This is a genomic window from Pantoea sp. Taur (genome assembly GCF_009830025.1).
Classification (GTDB): Bacteria; Pseudomonadota; Gammaproteobacteria; order Enterobacterales; family Enterobacteriaceae; genus Pantoea; species Pantoea communis.
Genome location: NZ_SZZZ01000005.1, coordinates 60,597 through 81,692, shown reverse-complemented (window position 1 = coordinate 81,692; position 21,096 = coordinate 60,597). Strand labels below are relative to the sequence as shown.

Annotated in this window: 16 protein-coding genes; all 16 read right to left on the bottom strand. The window is 51.8% G+C overall.

Going from position 1 to position 21,096, the window contains the following annotated elements; translation table 11 throughout:
- Window positions 1-366 precede the first annotated feature (366 nt).
- The gene (gene galE / locus FD744_RS09085; RefSeq protein WP_160868035.1) at window positions 367-1,380 is read right to left on the bottom strand and encodes a UDP-glucose 4-epimerase GalE; all 1,014 of its coding nucleotides are present in this window, start codon (window positions 1,378-1,380) and stop codon (window positions 367-369) included.
- Window positions 1,381-1,424: 44 nt separating this feature from the next.
- A complete protein-coding gene (gene galF / locus FD744_RS09080) occupies window positions 1,425-2,318 on the bottom strand; it encodes a UTP--glucose-1-phosphate uridylyltransferase GalF (RefSeq protein WP_034824775.1) in 894 nt (297 codons plus the stop codon).
- Between the two features lie 443 nt (window positions 2,319-2,761).
- Window positions 2,762-4,102 carry an MOP flippase family protein gene (locus tag FD744_RS09075; RefSeq protein WP_045832317.1) on the bottom strand — a complete coding sequence of 447 codons (1,341 nt, stop codon included), beginning with the start codon at window positions 4,100-4,102 and terminating at the stop codon, window positions 2,762-2,764.
- Window positions 4,099-5,322: a glycosyltransferase gene (locus tag FD744_RS09070; RefSeq protein WP_034824779.1), complete on the bottom strand. Its 1,224-nt coding sequence runs from the start codon at window positions 5,320-5,322 to the stop codon at window positions 4,099-4,101. The genes FD744_RS09075 and FD744_RS09070 overlap by 4 nt, the downstream gene beginning before the upstream one ends.
- 3 nt (window positions 5,323-5,325) lie before the next feature.
- The gene (gene wcaK, locus FD744_RS09065) at window positions 5,326-6,588 is read right to left on the bottom strand and encodes a colanic acid biosynthesis pyruvyl transferase WcaK (protein ID WP_034824781.1); all 1,263 of its coding nucleotides are present in this window, start codon (window positions 6,586-6,588) and stop codon (window positions 5,326-5,328) included.
- Between the two features lie 197 nt (window positions 6,589-6,785).
- Window positions 6,786-8,996 (bottom strand): phage tailspike protein, encoded by a 2,211-nt coding sequence (locus tag FD744_RS09060; protein ID WP_034825254.1) that lies wholly within the window; start codon window positions 8,994-8,996, stop codon window positions 6,786-6,788.
- Between the two features lie 179 nt (window positions 8,997-9,175).
- On the bottom strand, window positions 9,176-10,210 hold the full coding sequence (locus FD744_RS09055; protein WP_034824783.1) for a glycosyltransferase: 1,035 nt from the start codon (window positions 10,208-10,210) through the stop codon (window positions 9,176-9,178).
- A gap of 85 nt (window positions 10,211-10,295) precedes the next feature.
- Window positions 10,296-11,048: a glycosyltransferase family 2 protein gene (locus FD744_RS09050; protein WP_058961436.1), complete on the bottom strand. Its 753-nt coding sequence runs from the start codon at window positions 11,046-11,048 to the stop codon at window positions 10,296-10,298.
- A 73-nt stretch (window positions 11,049-11,121) separates the two neighbouring features.
- A complete protein-coding gene (locus FD744_RS09045; RefSeq protein WP_034824786.1) occupies window positions 11,122-12,039 on the bottom strand; it encodes a glycosyltransferase family 2 protein in 918 nt (305 codons plus the stop codon).
- Window positions 12,040-12,108: 69 nt separating this feature from the next.
- Complete coding sequence (locus FD744_RS09040) at window positions 12,109-13,197, bottom strand: acyltransferase (protein WP_236699772.1); 1,089 nt, start codon at window positions 13,195-13,197, stop codon at window positions 12,109-12,111.
- Between the two features lie 126 nt (window positions 13,198-13,323).
- Window positions 13,324-14,055 (bottom strand): SGNH/GDSL hydrolase family protein, encoded by a 732-nt coding sequence (locus FD744_RS09035; RefSeq protein ID WP_160868034.1) that lies wholly within the window; start codon window positions 14,053-14,055, stop codon window positions 13,324-13,326.
- Between the two features lie 12 nt (window positions 14,056-14,067).
- Window positions 14,068-15,204 carry an EpsG family protein gene (locus tag FD744_RS09030; RefSeq protein ID WP_160868033.1) on the bottom strand — a complete coding sequence of 379 codons (1,137 nt, stop codon included), beginning with the start codon at window positions 15,202-15,204 and terminating at the stop codon, window positions 14,068-14,070.
- Between the two features lie 62 nt (window positions 15,205-15,266).
- A complete protein-coding gene (gene wzc, locus FD744_RS09025; RefSeq protein WP_034824794.1) occupies window positions 15,267-17,438 on the bottom strand; it encodes a tyrosine-protein kinase Wzc in 2,172 nt (723 codons plus the stop codon).
- Between the two features lie 12 nt (window positions 17,439-17,450).
- A complete protein-coding gene (locus FD744_RS09020; RefSeq protein WP_034824796.1) occupies window positions 17,451-17,885 on the bottom strand; it encodes a protein-tyrosine-phosphatase in 435 nt (144 codons plus the stop codon).
- A gap of 9 nt (window positions 17,886-17,894) precedes the next feature.
- Entirely contained in the window at window positions 17,895-19,025 is a 1,131-nt protein-coding gene (locus FD744_RS09015) for a polysaccharide export protein (RefSeq protein WP_155287990.1), read from the bottom strand.
- Between the two features lie 298 nt (window positions 19,026-19,323).
- Window positions 19,324-20,757 (bottom strand): undecaprenyl-phosphate galactose phosphotransferase WbaP, encoded by a 1,434-nt coding sequence (gene wbaP, locus FD744_RS09010; RefSeq protein ID WP_160868032.1) that lies wholly within the window; start codon window positions 20,755-20,757, stop codon window positions 19,324-19,326.
- Window positions 20,758-21,096 lie beyond the last annotated feature (339 nt).

Here is a 21,096-nt window from a genome sequence, read left to right as displayed (position 1 = left end):
GCAATGGACAAAGCTACCGCCCTTGGGTTGCAGCTCCCAACATGCTGATGTGTGTAATACCGATCTTTAAGCTTAGTGCGATTTAATCGAGCTGAGCACTATTTGCTTGAAATAATTTTAATTCTTCAGAGTTAATTAGAAAGAATTGATTATTTCGGAACTTGAATTTTACCACCGAGGTCATGTGAACACGAACGAAATGGCCTTTGGCATCAAGTGATGGTTCAATTATTAACCGATTGTGCGATGAGGTGTAAGAGGATCGTCTACCTGTGACCAAACTGAAGCAATCAGAAAGTGACGAAAAGCAGGAGTAAGTCAAATCAGACGCAAAAAAAAGCGGACATCAAGTCCGCCTTCATCGTATTACTTAAACCCATCCGGGTTCTTACTCTGCCAGTTCCACGTGTCGCGCATCATCGCATCGATTCCACGCGTTACTCGCCAGTTCAGCTCGGTGTTTGCCAGACTTGCATCTGCCCAGAACGCCGGCAGATCGCCATCACGACGCGGCTTAAACTCAAACGGAATCGCCTTACCAGAAGCCTTCTCGAACGCTTTAATCATTTCCAGCACCGAGAACCCTACCCCGCCGCCAAGATTATACGCCTTGTAACCGCTGACTTTCGGCAGATGATCCAGCGCCTTCAGGTGCCCTTCGGCCAAATCCACCACGTGTATATAGTCGCGCTGGGCTGTGCCGTCTGGTGTGTCGTAATCATCGCCAAACACGCCCAGCTTCTCCAGGCGACCAATTGCTACCTGAGCGATATACGGCAGCAGGTTGTTAGGGATGCCGGTTGGGTCTTCACCAATCTCGCCAGACTCATGCGCGCCAACCGGGTTAAAGTAGCGCAGCGCGATGGCTTTGAAATTCGGGTCAGCTTTAGCGAAGTCGCGCATCACGAATTCGATCATCAGCTTAGAGGTGCCGTACGGGCTTGTGGTGCCACCGATTGGCGTGGTTTCCACGTAAGGAACCGGTGCATCGGCGCCGTATACTGTCGCTGAGGAGCTGAAGATAAAGTTCCACACGCCAGCAGCGCGCATCTCTTCCAGCAGCACCACGGTGCCTGCCACGTTGTTCTCGTAGTATTCCAGCGGCATGCGCGTGGATTCGCCCACGGCTTTCAATGCTGCGAAGTGAATCACTGCTGAGATATCGTTAGCTGCGAACAGGTCACGCAAGCAGGCGCGATCGCGGATGTCGCCTTCAACGAACACCGCTTTCTTGCCCGACAACTTCTCCACGCGATTGACGGCTTCGCGCGAAGCATTGCAAAGGTTATCCAGGACCACAACGTCGTCGCCGCGCTCTAACAGCGCCAGCACCGTATGGGAGCCGATGTACCCTGCTCCGCCCGTTACCAAAATAGCCATGTGTACTCCTTTAAACCGCGCAAGCGGCGCGGCATGAGAATGGATTATTTCGCCAGAATTTTCTGGATAGCTTCGCGGAAATCACGACCCTGTGCGTTGTTACGCAGACCGTAAGAAACGAATGCCTGCATGTAGCCCATTTTTTTACCACAGTCGAAGCTGGTACCGGTCAGCAGTTGTGCATCAACCGGTTTCTTCTTGCTGAGTGATGCGATGGCATCGGTCAGCTGGATACGGCCCCATGCGCCCGGCTCAGTTTTTTCCAGCTCTTGCCAGATATCCGCAGACAGCACATAACGACCGACCGCAGTCAGGTCTGAATCCAGCTGGCCCGCTTCTGGTTTTTCAACGATGTTGGTGATGATGCTGATGTCGCCTGGGTTATCGATCGGCTGCTCGGTGGTCAGAACACCGTATTCGGTCAGGTCTTCGCCCGGCATGTGTTTCGCCAATACCTGTGAGTGACCGGTTTCTTCGAAGCGCGCGACCATGGCGGCGAGGTTATAGCGCAGGTGGTCAGCCGTAGAGTCATCCAGCAGCACGTCTGGCAGCACGACGACAAATGGGTTATCACCGATCATTGGACGTGCACACAACACTGAGTGGCCAAGGCCCAACGGGTTCGCCTGACGCACATTCATGATAGTCACGCCAGGAGGGCAAATTGATTGCACTTCGCTCAGCAACTGGCGTTTTACGCGCGCTTCAAGTAACGCTTCCAGCTCATAAGTGGTGTCGAAGTGGTTTTCCACTGCATTTTTGGAAGCATGGGTGACCAGCACAATCTCCTTGATGCCCGCCGCTACGCACTCGTCAACGATGTATTGAATCATCGGTTTGTCGACGATAGGCAGCATCTCTTTCGGGATGGCTTTCGTTGCAGGGAGCATATGCATACCGAGACCCGCAACCGGGATTACTGCTTTAAGCTTGGTCATATTTATTCCATTTCATGAAGTGAATACGTGGGGTCGATTATGCAGGATCGGCCGGTGCAGCAAGTATAATCTTTATCTGAAAATCCGGCACTAACTCTCTGTCACAACATAAAAAATCGCCAAAATGGCGGGCTACCGCTTCGCCTGACACACTGAAAATGAACCGGCTAAACTGCTGAAAAACAGTGAAGGATTCACGATAAAAGCCAGGATGATAAGACCATTGATTTGCAGAATGGATGCAGAGGATTTTGCCCAGGATGCTCGGGTTTGATGACGGCTAATGATGCTTCGCAGCAATATCGTAGAGACAGGATTTATCGCACATGCAGACAGTATCACTGCCGCTATAAATGCACCGCTACAGGATCTGAGCGGGCCGTCAGCATAAAGCCCCTGCCCGCTCAGATCGCGCCAATAACACAACGTCGTTAGCGCAACGCTTATAGCCAACCCTCAAACCATTCCGGCATCACGAACAGATTGAAGTGATTCACCAGCATCATCAGGCCGACAAACACCACCGACACCGAAACCCACTGGCGGGCATACGGCATAAAGCGGATACCAATCACCGGCTTGATAAAGAACGGATGGGCGAAGGCAGAAATCAGCACCTGCGAGATGGACAACGTCAACGCCACATACAGCACGTTCGGCCAGATGTAGGTTGTCGCCAGTACCACGACCACCACCAGACTCGCCACGATATTCCAGTAAAACTCGACGTTAGTCTTGCCGTTCGCCTGGGAAATCGCGCCGGTTAAGCCCCCCATCGGACGCAGCATGCCGAACAGCAGCATCAGCGGAATCAGATGGTAAACCTGCTCATGCGATGCGCCATACAGCACGCGTACGATGACCGGAGAGAGAATGCCAATCGCCAGATACATCGCGCTGCTGAACAACATGATGACGAAGGTGCCTTTCAGGAACAGATTTTTCAGCTGCTCCGGATCGTGCTGCTTCTCGGCGAAACGCGGCAGTGCCAGACGGTTAATCACCGGCGATACCAGTTTCAGTGGCTGCAGAATCAACTCTTTTGCCAGCGAGTAGATCCCCAGCATCTCCGCGCCCATCACTTTACCCACAATCAGTGCATCCGCCTGGGTACGCAGTTGGTTGATGGTCTGAGAACCGAGCTGATAAATGCCGTAACGCACCGCGCTGATGAAGGTCGCCCCTTCAAACTCCCACGTCGGGCGCCACGACTTCTCCCCGAAGTAGATCATGCACAGGATGCGCGTAAAGGCATTGATGAACAGCCCAAGGATGGCCGCCGCCACCGTGAGCGAAGTGAAGTAGAGCATCGCCACGGTACAGATGAACGCGAACAACTTGGTGGCCATCTCAATCTTCGCCAGCGTCACCATACGTTTGGATTTCACATAGTGCGCCTGATACTGCGACAGATGTCCCAGCACGAGGAAGTTGAGGCTGGTAAGCATGATCAGCCCGGTCAATTCAGGCAGGTGATAGAACCACGCCACCGGGAAGGCAATTGCCAGCATAATCAAGCCGGTACACAAGCTGAGTGAGACGTTGACCCAATAAATCGTACTCTGCTGGCGGCGGTTGATGTCCTGGCGATGCACGATGTAGCTGCTCATCCCCATATCCTGCAACACCGTTGCCACCGCCAGAATGGCGTTGATAATGGCTAATAAACCCAACTCATGCGCTTCCAGTTTTCGCGCCAGAACGCTGAGCTGTAACACCTGCAGCAATGCCGCGAAGCAGGTACTGCCAAACAGCCAGACGGCCTGTTTTTTTAATCCGCTCACACCATGCGCTCCAGAATTTTAGCCAGCTCGCCATAAGCGATGTGCTGATTGAACTCGGTTTCCACTTTGTGTCGCGCAGCAGCCACGACCGGCGCGACATCGACATCACCGCGTGACAGACGCAGCAGCGTGTCAGCCAACTCTTCGGCATCGTTTTCGGAGACCAGCCAGCCGCTGACGTTGTTCTGAATCAGCTCCGGGATGCCGCTGTGATAGGTCGAAACCACCGGCAGCCCCACCGCCATCGCTTCCATCAACGCCACCGGAATGCCTTCCATGTCGCCATCGGCTGCGGTTTTCGACGGTAGCAGGAAGATATCAGCATCATTCAACGCCTGACGAATCTCTTCCTGCGGCTTGAAACCTGGCATAGTGACAAAGGCTTCCAGTCCGGCACGCGCGATGTGTTCACGCATCATGCCGTCCTGCTCACCGTTGCCGATGATGGTGAACTCGAACTGCCCACCGTTGTTGCGCAGAATTTCGCTGGCTTTTACCGCCACGTCTAAGCCCTTTTTCTCGGTCAAACGCGCGACCGAAACAATTCGCAGCGGCTGATGAAACGCCTCACGCGGCCTGAAGTTAAACTTCTCAGGCTCGATGCCCATGCGCGTCACGTGCACCTTCTCGCGTGGACAACCCATCTCAATCAGCTTGTTCTCCCACAAATGGCTGATGGGTAACATCAACTCGCTCTGTTTGAACAGGTTGACGTAATCGAGCTTGTGCTCTTCGAGAATGTGACGGCGCGAAATATCCGCGCCGTGGAACACCGTCGCCTGCTTGCCTTTCAGCACGCCAAGCTCACGCAGTTTGTTGGCCAGCGCACCGGCATAACCAAAGTGCACCAGAAACACATCCGCGGTGAAGGTTTGCTTCGCGTTAGCAACAATCGCGGGCAGCAGCAGCTTTTTCGCCTGCTGGCCGTAGCGGCCGACGTTGAGTGATTTGATTAACGCCGGCTTCGCGATTTTCGGCAGCATCAAACCAATGCGCTGCGTCAGCTTATCGAGATTCGAAACTTTCTCTTCCGGCAGTAAATAGTGAGTTTTCGCCGCCAGATTGTAATCATCGAACGCGGCGTGGCGATTGATCATATCGCCCGGAAACACGGAGATGATCTCCACGTCATAGCCTGCATCGATGAAATGCGTTACCTGATTGAGGACAAACGTCTCAGAGGCAACCGGAAAACGCATGGTGAAAAAGGTCAGCTTCATCACTTACCCCAGCACGTTGAGAATTTCTGCCGTAATGCGGTTACCAATTTCACGCTCCTGCGCCACCGCGGTATCCACTTTGCGCTTCACATTGTCGTAATCGGCCAGCACGGTTTGTACTTTGTCGATCAGCGAGCCATCCATCAGGCTTTGCACGTCGGTGGCCATTTGCGGCAGTCCAAGCTGCTTCATCACACCGAGCGATTTGTGCTCATAGTTGATGGCCACGGCTGGGGTACCGAAGTTCATGGAAATGATGGCGGAGTGCAGGCGGGTGCCAATAGTCAGGTGACAATGGCTTAGCAGGATACCGAGTTCGAGGTCGTTGAACTCGTCCATGATGACATGGTAATGCTCGGGATTTTCGACGTGGTCGCGTAGCGTCAGCGCCACCATCCGGTCATCTTTGGCGTAGCTGTCGATGCCGGTACAGGTAGAGAAAGCCACCACCTGATAGCCTTCAGCAATCATCGCATTGATGACTTTCCCAAAGGCCGCTTCGTACTCTTTCTGCGTCACGCCGAGACGTTTATCGAACGGTGCCAGTTCACGCACGGTGATGGCGATGGTTTTACGCGCGCTGATGATGTTTTTCCAGTGCAGCAGGTTGTGGCTCGGATTCTCCACATCGCGTGCTTTCACCAGGAAGGCGGTATCGACGCCCTTCTTCACGCGGCTGGTGGTGACGCCGTCTTGTTTCAGGCGATCGAAGCTGACCTCTTCACGCAGCACCAGGCTATCGACGCGATCAAACACGAAATTGGCCAGCGCATTCACGCGTGGGTTCTCAAAGGGTCCCACGGAGTGACCGACCATGTGCAGCGGCTTTTTCGCCATCAATGCACAGAGCGCGTGGTCAAACTGCGTCACACCATAAAGATCGACGAAGAAGGAACCGCCCACCTGAATGATGGCGTCATACTGTTCCAGACTTTTGGTGAACTGCGCCAGATGGGGCGGCACAGAGAACGATTTGTACAGGCCACCCTTGCCCAGATGCGCCATCATGATTTCGGGCATCAGGCGGTTGGCCACTTTACGTTTAACGCTGCCCACCAGCCCTTTCGCTGATTTGCTGTTATGCAGAAACAAGGAATCCTGCTGGATATCCTGTTGCAATAAGTACCCGGAGCTTGTTGGATAACGACTGATCACATCAATATCGAGGTCGCCACGCGCAGACTGCAAAGAGTCGATCAGTCCACGTAAAATCGCGCCATCCCCACGATTTCCACAGGTATGGTTTCCCACCAATAAAATCTTCATAAACACTCCAGAAAAATTTTTTTAATTTTTTACAAGCCACGTCATTTCCTGCACGGGCAAAGTGAACTCTGTGTTAAAAAACTGCAATGGGAACAATGTCCAAAATAGAAAATCTGTCCTCAAACGGGCGACCTGCAGGCCGCTCCCAACCTTTCCCGGAGAGGGCGCAAACGGCTGCGTCCTCTCCGGTTAGTGCATTACGACTTCACCGCAAAATAGGGTAACGCCACCTGTTCGCCGTTAATCACCACCGAGACAAATCCTTTCGGCTCACGCGTATCTACCTGCTCCGGTTTCAGCGCGCGCGAGGCCAGCAGCAGATCGCCCTGCTCGTTACCGCCTATACCCGCTTTACCGTTGTGCAGACTGAAGCGCTGCGGTGCTTGCTGGCTGCCGCTGGCAGGACTGCCCTGCGCCATGGTGGCATCCACACGCGCACAGCGTCCGGTAAGGAAGCGGTCCTTGGCGGTGCTTTTAATCAAAATAGCGGTGGTGGGTGTCCAACCAGCCAGCTTGACGAACACTTTCGTGTCCGTCTCTGAGCGCGGTTCAAAGCGGACATCCACCACGGGTGAACTGCCTTCGGCAGACCAGCTGGCTTCCGCATTTTTGGTTTTGCGTTGCAGATGAATAACCGCACGACCGCCGGTGCCTTTACCATCAATGACGTTCATTAAGGGCTGATTAGCCGTGCCATTATTGAATTGCGATTGACCAAACACCTCGATCTCCCAGCTGTCTCCCACCGTAGGTGAGTAGAAGTTGCCGAGTTCAAACCAGGTTTCCTGGTTGGTGTTATTCGCCAGGCGGAAGCGTGAGGTGATGTAGTTGTATTTCAGGCTGCCATCGATGGCGACACCGTAAGATTCCACGCGCGTTGATCCCATCTCCCAGATGTTGAGCCAACGCTCGCCTTCCATCGAGTTGTCGATCCAACTCCCCGCCTGCAGGTTGGTCTGGCGCATGTTCAGTCGCGAGTTGTGCGCAATCAGCGGATTTTTACAGTCTTCAATGCTGAGCGCATCGATAATCCACTGCCCATTGGAAATGTCACCGGGAAACTCACTGTGCTCGATCCAGCCGTTATGAATGATCGACTGGCTGCAACGTGGCAGATTCAACACCTTACCGCCTTTACAGTGCTGAGCGTTGAAGTTGGAGAGTTCAATCGCCGTGCTGTGATCCCAGGCGCCCGCCTTTTGGCCCGACCAACTGGCTTTGATCACATCACCGGTACAGGCATTGGCGTACCACTGGTCGATTTTACAATCCAGCGTATCCAGTAAGCTCAACGACACTCCGCCAACCTGATTGAGTCGCAGGCAGGCACCACGGAAAAATTGCCCGCCGGGACACGTGTTGCGGAACAGCCCCTGCTTATTCGGTCGCTTGTCGTTTTGACCGTTGAAAATCAGATTGGAGATTTCAGTCCAACGCGCGTTCACCTGGAACAGGAATTCAGAGCGACCGTCTGAAGTCAGCGTGGTCGCCGGGAAATAGCCAAAATTGACCATCGCGCCGGAGATACGGAAGTAGCGTCGTTCTTCATTACCGAAATCGCACTCGGTGACGAAGAAATTGCCTGCCGGGAACTGCACACAGATCTGCTGATTGGCATCAATTGACCATTGATACATGGCTTTTATCGCCGGTGCGGCATCGGTTTTGGCATCGGCAATAGCGCCAAAATCGAACAGCGTCAGGCGGTTAAAATCTTCAACCACGCGACGCCAATAGAAGCCTTTACCACTGAAGATAACGCCGCCATCATCTTTGCCGTCACCAAAAGCGCCAACGAATTCCCCGCCGCCCACTTCTAAGCCTTCATGCCAGCTTTTCAGCTTGATTTTGGCACCCGCGAACAGCGGACGCGTTTTTCGTAACTCCTCAACCGACGGGATTTCGCCAATCAGCTGATAGCCATTCGGCTGCGCCAGACGCTGGCTAAAGTTACTCGGATTGGGTCGTGAAACATCTGCAATCGAAAACAGCGTATTCCCTTGATCGTCTTCCACCACCATGGAGTGAGCAGGATTGGCGATCAACGCTGCATTATCGTGGATGAATTGCGCGAAGTTGCCCTTATTTAGCGCAATAGGCTGACTGATTTGTGACACTTTACCGCTGGCATCGCGCAGGAAGACTGGAATCTGATTGCCCGCTTTGCTGGCATCCTGACCGGCCTGCCCGATCCACAATTTGCCCTCAAAGTTCTGCCAGAACTGTGGTGGCATGGTGTAGACGTTTTCTGGCGTTAAAATTGGTACATCGCCCTGCGGTACGCTGGACGGATCGACAGCTTTCAAAGCAGGTTGACCACTTTTTGCCGCGTAGCTGGAAAATGCACTCACCGAGAGTGCGGCAACAATGGAGGAGGCTGCAGTTTGCAAGACTTCTCTTCTTTTCATGCTTTTAATCCCGTGGTCATGGGGCTGCGTAACAGCCATAAATGTGATCCCGGAGGCATTTAGCCGTCATACTTCACGCCACAAGGGCGTTGGCTGCCTGCCTTCGCCCCTGTCAATTACTCAAGTAAGCTCACGGGGACTCAAGCATTTGCCGCCTTCCTGCGGCATGAATTATTTGGCTAAACCAGGGCTAGCCAGCTTTGTTTGATCTGGTTACCGTCAAACTTCAGCGCAGTTTCTTTGGTTTTTTCGCTCATGGCATAGAACAGGCTATCGTCACTCGCCAGCTGTTCCATCCGCGCCAGAAACGTCGATTTGTCATTCATCGGCACCAGGAAACCATCTTCCCCGTGGTTGATGATTTCCTGCGGGCCGGTTGGGCAGTCATAAGCCACTACCGGCAGTGACCAGGATTTCGCTTCGAGCAGCACCAGCGGCAAACCTTCATAGCGCGAGGTCATCAGCGCCATATCGCTGTCGCGGTAGTAATCGTTGATGTTGCTGACTTTGCCGACAAAGTTAACGCTATGGGTAATGCCCAACGCCGCAGCCTGATCGTGCAGTTGCTGACGCAGTTCGCCGTCACCCGCGATCACCAGCTTCCACTCAGGATGGGTTTTGCTGAAATCAGCCCAGATATCCAGCAGCAGGTCGAAGCCTTTTTGATTGTCCAGACGCCCCACCGCCAGCGCCTGACGGCTGCGGCTTTGGCGCTGAAAGGCCTTGTACACCACCGGATTGGGGATCTGCTTGCTGGCGATATTCCAGCGGCTGAACACCTGATGATCTTTGTCCGTCAGCACGATGACCTGGTCGTAATAGCGCAGCAGCATCCACTTCAGCGCTTTGATCGGCTTGCTGAAGGAGTTAATCGCGATGTGTTCACAGGCGTAGGCTTTAAAGCGTTTTTTCTTCATCGCCATCAGGTTCCAGAAGGCGAACATCACGCTCAGGCGGCCCATGCTGATCAGAAATACGCTGTCGAAGCCTTGCTGATGAATGCTTGCCACAGCGCTTTTAATCGGGTTGCTGTGCCCTTCAAAACTGACGATCTCTTTCACGCGATCGAACGGATAAAAGGTTTTGCCGTGTCCTTCCAGCGAATAAATGGTGACGGCGTGCTGCTCTCCGAGGCACTCCGACATGAAATTACAGATGTTTTCCGTGCCCGCGTAGGAGTAGGCATCCTTAATCACTAAAACGATCTTTTTCATAAAACGCTTTCCACCTCAAAATGTGAACTTAAGGCCCAACGCCTTCGTGCTGCTCACGTCGTAACAACACGAAGGATGCCGGGTCTTAACGATGTTTCAGGGTGAAGAGAACGCCGTTCACCATATACCAGCCGTAATAGTAATAGATTTTTAACGGATTGTTTTTATAGATAATTCTTAATAATTCGAGGTGCCATTTCGCCGCTTTATTCTTGTTGCGCGAGAGGGAATCGCCCAGCTCGTAATAGTTGACCAGCGTCTTCTGGATCACCCGAGCTTGCTTGTAGCGGAGGAACAGTTCGTAGAGGAACAGGAAATCTTCATGTCCTTTACGCTGGAAGAAGATGCCCTGAGGGGGACGGCGGAAACACACGGAAGAGAAGCAGACGCGATACTGCTTCTTCACGAAGTTTTCCTGCTGCAGATAGGGTTTGCTGTAGAGAATATCGTGGTCGGCGGTTTTGGTTTTGTAGTGATAATGCGTGATGACAAAATCATCACCCGCCGCGATCGCCGCAGTCTGTTCGGCGAGTTTATCGACGTGCCATTCGTCGTCACTGTCGAGAAACGCAATAATCTCTTGTTGCGCGGCACGCAGACCCACGTTACGTGTTTCCGCCGCACCGAGGTTGACTTCATTGTTAAGAATGGTGATGCGCGCATCAGTGCAGTGTTCGCGTACATAGGCCAGCGAATCATCGGTGGACTGATCATTTATTAAATAAAGATGCCAGTCGCTATAGGTCTGATTGACGATCGACTCTACCGCACGCAATACCGTTTTACGCGCGTTATACATCGGCATCACGATACCGACGGTGCCAACATGATTTGTCATTTGCATACCCGGAGTGTCAGAAACCAAAAAATTGCTCCCGGTGCGGGAGCAAGTGAAATTTTTATAAAGTGAATCAGGAGACGGCTCGCCCGCCAGAGAAGCGAGACTTCACCTTATCGAACAGTCGATTCAGGAAATAAGCCCGGTTATCACGATTGGTCAGGAAGAAGTAGCGCGCGAAACTGAGGCTCGCCTGCAGTGATTTACCATCCATCTTGTAGCGCAGCGGCAGCTTGAACGCCTTATAGGTATGGACGTCACGTGCCGTGAGGTGCGGCTTCATGGTGTCCAGCCAGAAGAAGGAGTACTTCACCGACTCGCCTTTGTGTTTGGAACCAAATTTGGTCACCAGATGGTAGGTAGCGAGCGGCTTATCAATCATCACAAACTCATAGCCCATGCGGTCAGCACGGATGCAGAAATCATAATCCTGATGGCGAATATAACGCGCATCAAAACGGATTTTATCGGCATCTTCACGCTTCAACACAATGGTGCTGGTTTGAATAAAGCCGTAACAGCCAAACAGATATTCAGCGATGGTTTCATTCTTGCCCGGTGCCTGCATCGGCATCACCTTGAGGAAACGGCCATCCTGATGAATGTTCACCTGGCTGAAAATCAGATAGTTCGACTTACCCTGTGCTTCAAGTCTGGTGATGGTGTCATACACGGTGAGCAGCTTATCAACGCCCCACTCATCATCTGCATCGAGGAAGCTGATGAAATCACCCTCAGCCAGTTCGATACCTTTGTTACGAGCGCCGGCACCGTTGAGTTTCACCTCAGACAGCTCAAGTTTGATGTCCAGATCCTGATAACGCTCACTGCGCACCACCTGTGCCAGCTCAGCGGCATCAGCCGATTTGTCATCCACGATGATGACTTCAAAATTGCGATAGGTTTGCGCTTTGACGCAATCCAGCGTCGTTACAATCGACTTCGACGCGTTATACGCGGGAATTACAATTGAGAAACGAATATCCTGCATTGCCAGTACCTCTAAAAACTTCTGGTTAACAGTAATACGAATATTAAGCGAAGGTAATCAGTCAAATTCTTAATTTTCGGCTGCTGCTTTGGTTGCTGCTTTAGACTTACCGCCACTGCTGCCGATAAACGGTTTTTCCACCCAAAGATAGGTCATTTTTGCGACATAAAACGCCGCAACAAAGAACAGTGTAGATAACAGCGTGAACATCCAGTAATTATGCGGATATAACGTCGGTGGGATTTGCTCAATACCGTACAGCACGACGCCATGAATCAAATAGAGGCTATAGCTCACTTCACCAATCGACATCAAGGTCTTATTTTCCAGCAGTCCCATCAGCGAATTACCGCTGCTGACAATAAAGAAGATCACCGTCAGGGATATCAGGAAGAAGACATAGAAGAAGGTATTCGAGGTGAAGAACAGAGAGAATGCTGCCAATCCAAGACTGAGGATTGCCGCACTGCGGGAATGGCGTAAACCAGCAAATCTATCGCGGAATTTATAAGCAAAATATCCCATCGCAAAGCCGAGTACCGGACGCGGATCGGTATAGGTTTTCCCATACAAGCGTAATGCGACGGCAATGATGAAAATAACGCCGATGGACGAGAGGATCAGCAGAGTTTTGTATTTCCCGCGCGTTAATCGATTGAGGAAATAAATCACGGGAATAGACAAATACAGCAACCATTCCAGACGCAGCGTCCACTCCACGCCGGAGTTCACCACCGCCGTAGACATCTCGCCAACGTTGTAGCTGCCAATGAACAACAGCCATAAAACAGCGTCTTTCAGCGCTTGCAAAGGCGGCACCAGCGCACCTTGCAGCGCCCCAATGGTAAAGATAACGAAACCTGAGAACCAAAACATCGGGACGATACGTCGAACGCGTGAACGCCAGAGTTTTCCACTCAGCTGTGCAGGGGTGAGCGTATCGTTATCCAGCCAGCGATAGAACAGGAAAGCCGAAATCATAAAGAACAGCAAGACGCCGAATTTACCCGAATTCACAAAAAAGTTGCCTTCAGAGAACCAGGCAAAATAGTTTTTATCATATATCCACGGTTGATCCAGCCCGTAGATATAATGAACAAAATGAGAAAAGGCGACAATACTGGCAAGAAAAGCACGCAGGCCAGAAATACTCTTCACGCCTTTATCATTATAAATCCCGCGATGATAAGAGCAGGCATGTAAAATGAGCAATGCAAGGCAGAACGAAACCACCATAATCATGATGTACATATCAGGATCCCTTATAAAATCGACACAACAAGGTTAGGGGCTTTGCTGCGCAAGACTTTGCTGAACAAGTGGGCTAACAATACTAAAGGTACGATCCGCTTTGGCCTTATACAGTGACTCCAGCGGATGAATACAGTCGTCAGACATCTGCGACTGCCAATCACGATCTTCTTTAATCACGCTATACTGGTGAACCACGGCAACCTGCTGCTGCTTAGCCACCTGGTTAAGTTGCCAGACGTAGGGCCAAACATTCCAACGTTCCGCTTTGCCGCAAATGGGATTCGGCTCCTGCAAAATAACCTGTTTATGGTTCTGCTTCGCCACTTCAACCAGGCGCGTGATAATCCGCCTATACTCTTCAGGGCTTTCAAGGTGCACCTTCTTATCCTTGAAAAAATAGTGTCGGGCATCGTTAATGGCGTAGTTGATCAGAACGATTTTAGCCGGGGAGGTTTTCATTAAGTCCTCCCAATGGCTTTGATCATCGCCGCCATGCGGGTACAACAACTCAGCGGCCTGCGCACCGGGAACGCCGTGGTTTTTCACCACGATGTTGACCCGATCGCCATACTGCTGTTGCAGCATTTGCGTCAATTCACCGATTTCACTGGCTTTGGTGATGCTGCTTTTTCGGTCTTTGCTGATGACACCCGCGGTAGTGGAATCACCAAATGCGTCAATCTGCAACGTGCTTAAACCCGGTGCCGCCAGCGCCGCAATCGGTGCCAGCGCGAGGGCTAAAACCATCAATTTTCTCGTCATGTTACCTCTCTGTTACCTAAAGATTTTGAACTCCTGCGCCACCTCGTAGCCGACAACGGCCTGTTTCTGCGAGATGGTGTTGTAGTAGAGGTAATAAACAAGAAAGAAACTGAACATCGCGAACATCGCCGGCTTGAGCAATTGCCGTGATTGATAGATCAACGAGGTCAGTAGAATAGGCTCAACTTGCAACAGGTAGTTGGAAAGCCTTGCCCCGGATGAATAGTTATAGAAGAAGATCCTGATTGCCCCGCCCAGCGCGAAGGTCACAATCATCAGATAGTTAAAACGCCACTGCTCAGCGTTGTTGCGTTTCAATTCATCGCTGAGCATGAAGTAGACAAACATACACACCAGCATGATGTTTTTAAGGTTAGAAACCGAGAAGATGCTGCCATCCGCGGTATTCGATGCTTCAGCACTGTAGCCTTCCGCCCTCTCCCCCATCGCGCCCATATGCGCACTGATCAAGCTGATAAAGTTTGTCCCGCCGAACTTCGACATCGGGATACTCAGAAAGATAATCAGCACCGGCCAATAGCGCCATTGACGGATAAACAAGAATGGCAAGACCGTAACCACCATAATTCCGGTGTTGTGGCTGAAGAAAGAGAGCAGGAAAAAGCCGAACGCTCCCAAGTAACGCTTCAGATACAAACACCAGAGCACACCCAAAAACAGCGCAGAACTGAGACCAAAGCGAATCTGGTTCATGTCTTTGTTGATATAGATATGGGCAGAATAGAGTGCCAGCGCAAGGATCGGGTACGGTGACATTTTGCGGAAGAACACCGCATTGGTCACCACCGCCAGAATGCTGAATACAAATAAGAAGGTGTCAGCATTACTGGAAATCAGACTGGTTAGCCAGGCGATGGCAAAAATCAGCGGCTCATAACGGAAGAGCTCCACGGTGGCGCTAAAGCCGTTGATCTGCAGACTTTGAATGAAGCCGGTATAAAATGTCCGATACTGCAGGTCATCCATGCCGGTACCCAAACCGCGAATCCCGGCAAACACAATCAGGATAGCGGTGGCAATACACAGCAGGTAGAGCATCAGACCCGAAGTGCGCTCATCTTTTTTGACAATAAGCTCACTCAATGAAATCAGAAGCAACAATCCGGATATAACCCAATAGGGTGCCATGGTGTCATTCCTTACGCAAAAAGAGGCGGCAGATGCCGCCTCTAAGTCAATAACAGGGTGCGTTACACTTTCTGTTTATATTCGTAGTTGTAATAGTCGTAACCATAACCGTAGGAGTTCGCCGCTTTACGCACCACGGCGTTCAGGATGACACCCTTAATCTCAATACCGTTCTGGGCGAAGCGCTTGTAGCTGACATCCAACTCTTTAGTGGTGTTGGTTTCGAAACGCGCCACCATCAGCGACGTACCGGCCAACTTACCGATGATGGAAGCATCGGTCACCGCCAGAATCGGTGGGGTATCAATCAACACCAGGTCGTAGTTCTTGCTCGCCCAATCCAGTAACTCACTCATGCGACGATGCATCAGCAGTTCAGACGGGTTCGGTGGTACCTGACCGCGTGGCAGGAAATCAAAACCGTACACGCCTTTCTGAATCATGGCCGGGGAGAACTCACTCTTGCCGGACAACACATTGGAGAGACCCATTTTGTTTTCCGAACCAAGCAGCTCATGGGTATAACCACGGCGCATATCACCATCGATGAACAGCACGCGCTGGCCTGCTTTCGATACCAGGGTCGCCAGGTTGGCACAGATAAAGGTTTTACCAATACCCGGGCTGGCACCGGTAATCATCAGAATGTTGTTTTTGGCTTCCATCATCGCGAAGTGCAGGCTGGTACGCAGGCTGCGAATCGCTTCGATGGAGAGGTCGGTCGGATTACCCAACGCCAGCAGCGTATTATGTGGGTCACTCTTCTCTTTGTGACCACGGCGCGCCAGGGCTTCGGTATCTTTCTTACGTTGCCACTCTGACAGCGGTACGCTGGCATAGACGTTCATGCCCAGCTCTTCCAGCTGCTCAGGATTCTCAATACCGTGATGGAACAGCGCTTTCAGCAGCACCAGACCCACAGAGAGAATCAGACCCAGAATAAAGCTGGCGGCAATAATCAACAGTTTCTTCGGTGCCACCGGGCTACCGGCGGTTTCCGCACGGTCGATGATGCGCACATCACCCACGGTACTGGCTTTACTGATTCCCAGCTCTTGCTGGCGATTCAGCAACTGCATGTAGATTTCCTGACCTGACTGCACATCACGTGTCAGACGCAGAATTTCCTGTTGGGTTTGCGGCATACCGGCAATTTTCTTGTTCAGTTTTGCCTGCTCGTCTTCCAGGGTTTTGCGTTTTTCCAGCAGCGCGCGGTAAGTCGGGTGATCTTTGGTGTAGAGCTGTGACACTTCAGCTTCTTTGAAGGTCAGTTCGTTCAACTGGCTCTGCACGCTAACGGATGAGTCGAGAGCCGATTTCGCTTCCAGCGACATATCCACCGATTCATTCTGGCGGCGATAGGCGTTGAGCTTGTTCTCCGCATCATCCAGACTGCTACGCACTTGTGGCAGCTGGTTGCGCAGGAACTCCAGGCTCTTCTCAGCCTGCTCAGATTTCCGGTCAACGTTCTGCAGCAGATAGTTATTCACGATCTGATTCAGTACCTGGCTGGCACGCACCGGATCTTCATCCTGATATTCCAGACCCAGCACACCGGTCGTTTTGCCTTTATCGGCGACGGTAAGTGCGTTTAACACCGCTCTGATGGCCTGCAAGTCAGTGAGTTTGGTGACGTTGAAGCTGGTCCCTTCATCAGCCTGGATACCGCTGACCAGCATAGTGACTTCACCATGCTGCTCCAGCTGACCCACGCGGCCTTTGAACAGCTCATCACCCTCGCTGGTCACGGTATAAGTCTGTGGACCTGTCACTTCCAACTGCACCGTACGCTTATCGATAGTGCGCGGAATTTCCAGGCGAGAAATGGCGATTTCAGACGGCTTGTTGCCCATCAGGCGCGACAGACCTTTACCAATCACCGGGAAGTAGTTCTGCTCCACCACGGTATCCAGACCTAAGTCATTAACCGTTTTGCCCAACACCATACGGGATTCAAGAATTTGAATCTCTGTGTCGGAAGCGGGTGTCGTTGGAATCACATCCTGCAATTCATTCAGAACAGAAGCCGTGTTTTTCTGCTCTACCTGAACCATGGCATCGGCGCTGTAAATAGGCGTTGCAAACAGTGTGTAGAGCGTTCCTGCCAACATGAAGAAGGCGGTAACGGCCACGATGATCCAGCGATGATCAATTAGCTGTCCCACAAGATGCGCCAGATCCCATCCACTCGAATCTTCTTTTGGCGCGGTCATAACCTTGTTTTTAATATTCATGGGTATTCCCAACTATCGGCTTAGTACGTTGACCCATTTCTGGGTAGCGTTTTCCAGTAACCCGTAGACCTCTTCGAAGGCCTCGCGACTTTTTTTGTACGGATCCGCAATTTCCTGCTGATTGAGCCAGTGCCCAAGGAGCATGGTTTTTCCGCGTGCGGCTGGGTCGATGCGATTGACCTGCTCAACGTGGCGCTTCTCCATCACCAGAATCAGGTCATAGTCACGGCACATACTGGCCGTTAACTGCTGAGCATGATGGCCTTCCAGCGATACGCCGTGTAATGCGGCAACATCGCTGGCAGTCTGGTCCGCCGGGAACCCCTTCAGAGCGCCTAGCCCTGCAGAAGCCACCCGAGTTGAAGGTAGCGCGCGTTGGAACAGACGCTCCCCGGTTGGGGAGCGGCAGATATTACCGACGCAGACGACTAACACGGACTTGATCATACTGAAACCTTAGTTAGACCAGTTGCGGAAACGCAGTGCTGCGGAGCTTGCATCGTCGATACCCACGATGGTTGGCAGCAGCCCAGAAATCACACGGTTCCAACGGGTAATTGGTGTGGCGGTGACGTAGACGATGTCGTACGGCTCCAGTTGGAATTCAGTCCCCATCACCATCGATGCCGCATCTTTGGTATTCAACTGATAGATGTTGGCGATCTTGGTGCGGTTGGCACCACGAATAGGGCGAATAACGAAGACACCGGTAGCATCGGACGTGGTTTGATCCATCCCAGCCGCATTACCCAGCGCTTCGGCCAGCGTCATGCCGCTACGGTCCATTTTCAGCGTGGATTGCTGTTTCACTTCGCCCATCACGAAGACTTTCAGATCATCGTTACGTGGGACGTAGAGAATATCGCCCGGATACAGCAGATGGTTCTGGCTCAGGTCGCCGTTTTGCATCAGCGCCTGCAGCGAAATGCGCTGCTCTTTGCCCTGGTGCGTCAGCACCACGTTACGCCAGTCTGCATCGGCAGCTAAGCCACCGGCAGCGTTGACGGCATCGAGTACGGTCAGCGGCACGTTAGTGATCGCCTGCTGGCCGGAGGTGGTCACCGAACCGGTCACGTAGGTTTTCTGTGAACGGAACGCCGCGACATTGACATCCACCTGTGGGCTTTCAATGAACTGCGCAAGGCGGCGCGCAATTTCAGCGCGGATTTCCGTTACGGTGCGGCCGGCTACACGCACTTTACCGATGTACGGGTAGAAAATCGTGCCATCGGCCTGTACCCAGTTACCGGTGTCACTGGCGCTACGATACTGACCCGCTGGTGTGGTCAGCTCCGGGTGGTCCCATACGGTAACGTTCAGCACGTCGCCAATGCCCACGCGATATTCGTAGCTTTGAATTTCGGTCTGCAGCGCCGGGTTGGCCTGCGCAACCAGTGGCTTCGGACGCATCTGTTCAACCAGACGCGGCGTCAGCGGGAAGACGTTGACGTATTTATCGATGTCAAAGTTGCTATCCTGTTGCTCAATGACATCTTTTCCGCTAGTGGAAAGGTGCGAACCTGGTTCAATGGTGCACCCGGAGAGAAAAGTTGCGGATACCAGTAAAGGTATCAATTTAATTTTCATTATCATCTGATTCTTCGCTATCAGTTAATGATTGATAGAGGCGAAAACGCCGCTGTGTAGCGTCTTATAAAAAAATAAAACTGACGGGTTAAACACTGAAACTGTGGGTCATTATCATGCGCTCCCTTGGTTTTATGTTGTCACCGTGCCCTGAGACGACATCAATTAAAGTCGGTGATTACCCTGCCGGCAAAGCACCGACTCTATTCAGGCTCGATAATGGCAGTTGTCAGTTAAGGCACTCCCAGCACCGGCATTTCAGACGGGGATAATGATTTCGTCCCCTGCCCTTCTACTCTCAATAAGCGCCATCGCGTTTCAGTACGACACCCACTGTCTTAAACAGGATCGCGATGTCATTCCACAGCGACCAGTTTTTGACATACCACGAATCGAAATAGACGCGCGTTTCATAGTCAACGTCGTTACGACCGCTAACCTGCCACAATCCCGTCATGCCGGGTTTCGCCATCAGGTAATAATCAACATCACCGGCATAACGACAGAGTTCGTCTTCAATCACTGGACGTGGGCCCACCAGGCTCATGTCGCCGCGTACCACATTCCACAGCTGCGGCAGTTCATCCAGACTGGTTTTACGGATGAAGTGGCCAACTTTGGTAATACGCGGGTCATTCTTCAGTTTGAAATCTTTATCCCATTCGGCGCGAGCGACCGGATCGGTGCGCAGGACTTCCTCCAGCACCTCTTTCGAGTTGATCACCATCGAACGGAATTTAAGGCATTTGAATTTACGTCCGTTCAGGCCGACACGTTCATGACCGTAAATCGGTGGGCCGCCATCGCGTCCAACCATAAAGCCGAGGACCAGCAGCGCCGGTGACAGCGCAATAATGATGCCGAGTGCGCCGACGATGTCGAAAGCACGTTTCAGGAAGCGCGAAGTGCGTTTCGCCAGATTATTGTTTACGCGCAGAATCATCACTTCATGGCTGAAGATGTAGGCCATGTCGGTACCGTAAAGGGGCACGCCGCGCAGAGTTGGAATCACTGAGACTGAACGGCAGTTATGCATTGCCAGCATTTTCAGCCAGTTGTCACGATGCTGGCTCTGTTCAAACTCCACAGCCACGATGAACTGGGTTTCGCTGTGCGTCAGCTGCCACAGCTCTTGTTCATTGTGCAGTACCGGTACGCCAGAGATGCTGGCCTGCGGGCAACTGCCATCAACATCGAAGAACGCAATCACATCAAACCCCATCACCTCTTCGCTCTGCAGCGCCTGCCAGGCTTCTTCAGCATTACGGCTACTGCCGATGATGATGGTTTGTTTTTTCCACATACCGAAGTGATTCAGTACGCGTTTAGAGATGGCGCGCGCCAGCGGAATTAATATCAACGCCAGAATCCAGGTGGTCACCCAGACAAAGCGCGACATCTGCCATTGCGATAATGCTGAAATTGACAAATCGATGACAGAGAAAATAAGAATGGTACGAAATATCTCTTTCAGCTCAAACCAGAATGGCTTGCGATAGGTGTAATGACGCAGGCGAACCCAGAACCAGCCTACGCAAATAATCGATAAACAAACGTGGGTGGCGATTTTTAAGTGCAGGTATTTTTCAGATATATCTGCCAGTGGAGAATCTGTGAACGAATTAATCACCGCCAGAGCAATAAACAATGCCGCGTTGAAACAAATTAAATCCGAGCACGCCAGTAAAATTTTAGTGAGGAGACTTTTATATGTAATTTGGTTATCGCGCATATTTAACTCTTTTATTTTATTTCCCTAATCCCTAACGCCTCTGCCCTGTGTAATAAATGAGCGATATATCCACTGCTAACGGGGAGGCAATCTGCGGCAAACGCTCCGGTGTTTATGCCAATTCTCTTTTTAGTAAAGCCAAAGAATTGCAATAAATACCAACAGATTAGTCTGACTTCCCTTGCCACGATTTAGCCCTAATCTGAACGGAGAAAAGCACTTCAGGCACGCTACCGCCCTTGGCTGTCGCTGCCAATACCGCTGCAATCGCATCTATTTTCATCGCATTCACTGAGATTATTCTTAGCCAGCGGCAGGCTAATCCCGTGCACGATCACA

Bases quoted from the DNA above. Each gene is read 5' to 3' on its own strand.
- FD744_RS09015 (WP_155287990.1), bottom strand. From the start codon at position 19,025: ATGAAAATTAAATTGATACCTTTACTGGTATCCGCAACTTTTCTCTCC.
- wzc (WP_034824794.1), bottom strand. From the start codon at position 17,438: ATGAATATTAAAAACAAGGTTATGACCGCGCCAAAAGAAGATTCGAGT.
- FD744_RS09035 (WP_160868034.1), bottom strand. From the start codon at position 14,055: ATGACGAGAAAATTGATGGTTTTAGCCCTCGCGCTGGCACCGATTGCG.
- FD744_RS09020 (WP_034824796.1), bottom strand. From the start codon at position 17,885: ATGATCAAGTCCGTGTTAGTCGTCTGCGTCGGTAATATCTGCCGCTCC.
- FD744_RS09030 (WP_160868033.1), bottom strand. From the start codon at position 15,204: ATGGCACCCTATTGGGTTATATCCGGATTGTTGCTTCTGATTTCATTG.
- galF (WP_034824775.1), bottom strand. From the start codon at position 2,318: ATGACCAAGCTTAAAGCAGTAATCCCGGTTGCGGGTCTCGGTATGCAT.
- FD744_RS09055 (WP_034824783.1), bottom strand. From the start codon at position 10,210: ATGAAAAAGATCGTTTTAGTGATTAAGGATGCCTACTCCTACGCGGGC.
- galE (WP_160868035.1), bottom strand. From the start codon at position 1,380: ATGGCTATTTTGGTAACGGGCGGAGCAGGGTACATCGGCTCCCATACG.
- wbaP (WP_160868032.1), bottom strand. From the start codon at position 20,757: ATGCGCGATAACCAAATTACATATAAAAGTCTCCTCACTAAAATTTTA.
- wcaK (WP_034824781.1), bottom strand. From the start codon at position 6,588: ATGAAGATTTTATTGGTGGGAAACCATACCTGTGGAAATCGTGGGGAT.
- FD744_RS09050 (WP_058961436.1), bottom strand. From the start codon at position 11,048: ATGACAAATCATGTTGGCACCGTCGGTATCGTGATGCCGATGTATAAC.
- FD744_RS09045 (WP_034824786.1), bottom strand. From the start codon at position 12,039: ATGCAGGATATTCGTTTCTCAATTGTAATTCCCGCGTATAACGCGTCG.
- FD744_RS09070 (WP_034824779.1), bottom strand. From the start codon at position 5,322: ATGAAGCTGACCTTTTTCACCATGCGTTTTCCGGTTGCCTCTGAGACG.
- FD744_RS09060 (WP_034825254.1), bottom strand. From the start codon at position 8,996: ATGAAAAGAAGAGAAGTCTTGCAAACTGCAGCCTCCTCCATTGTTGCC.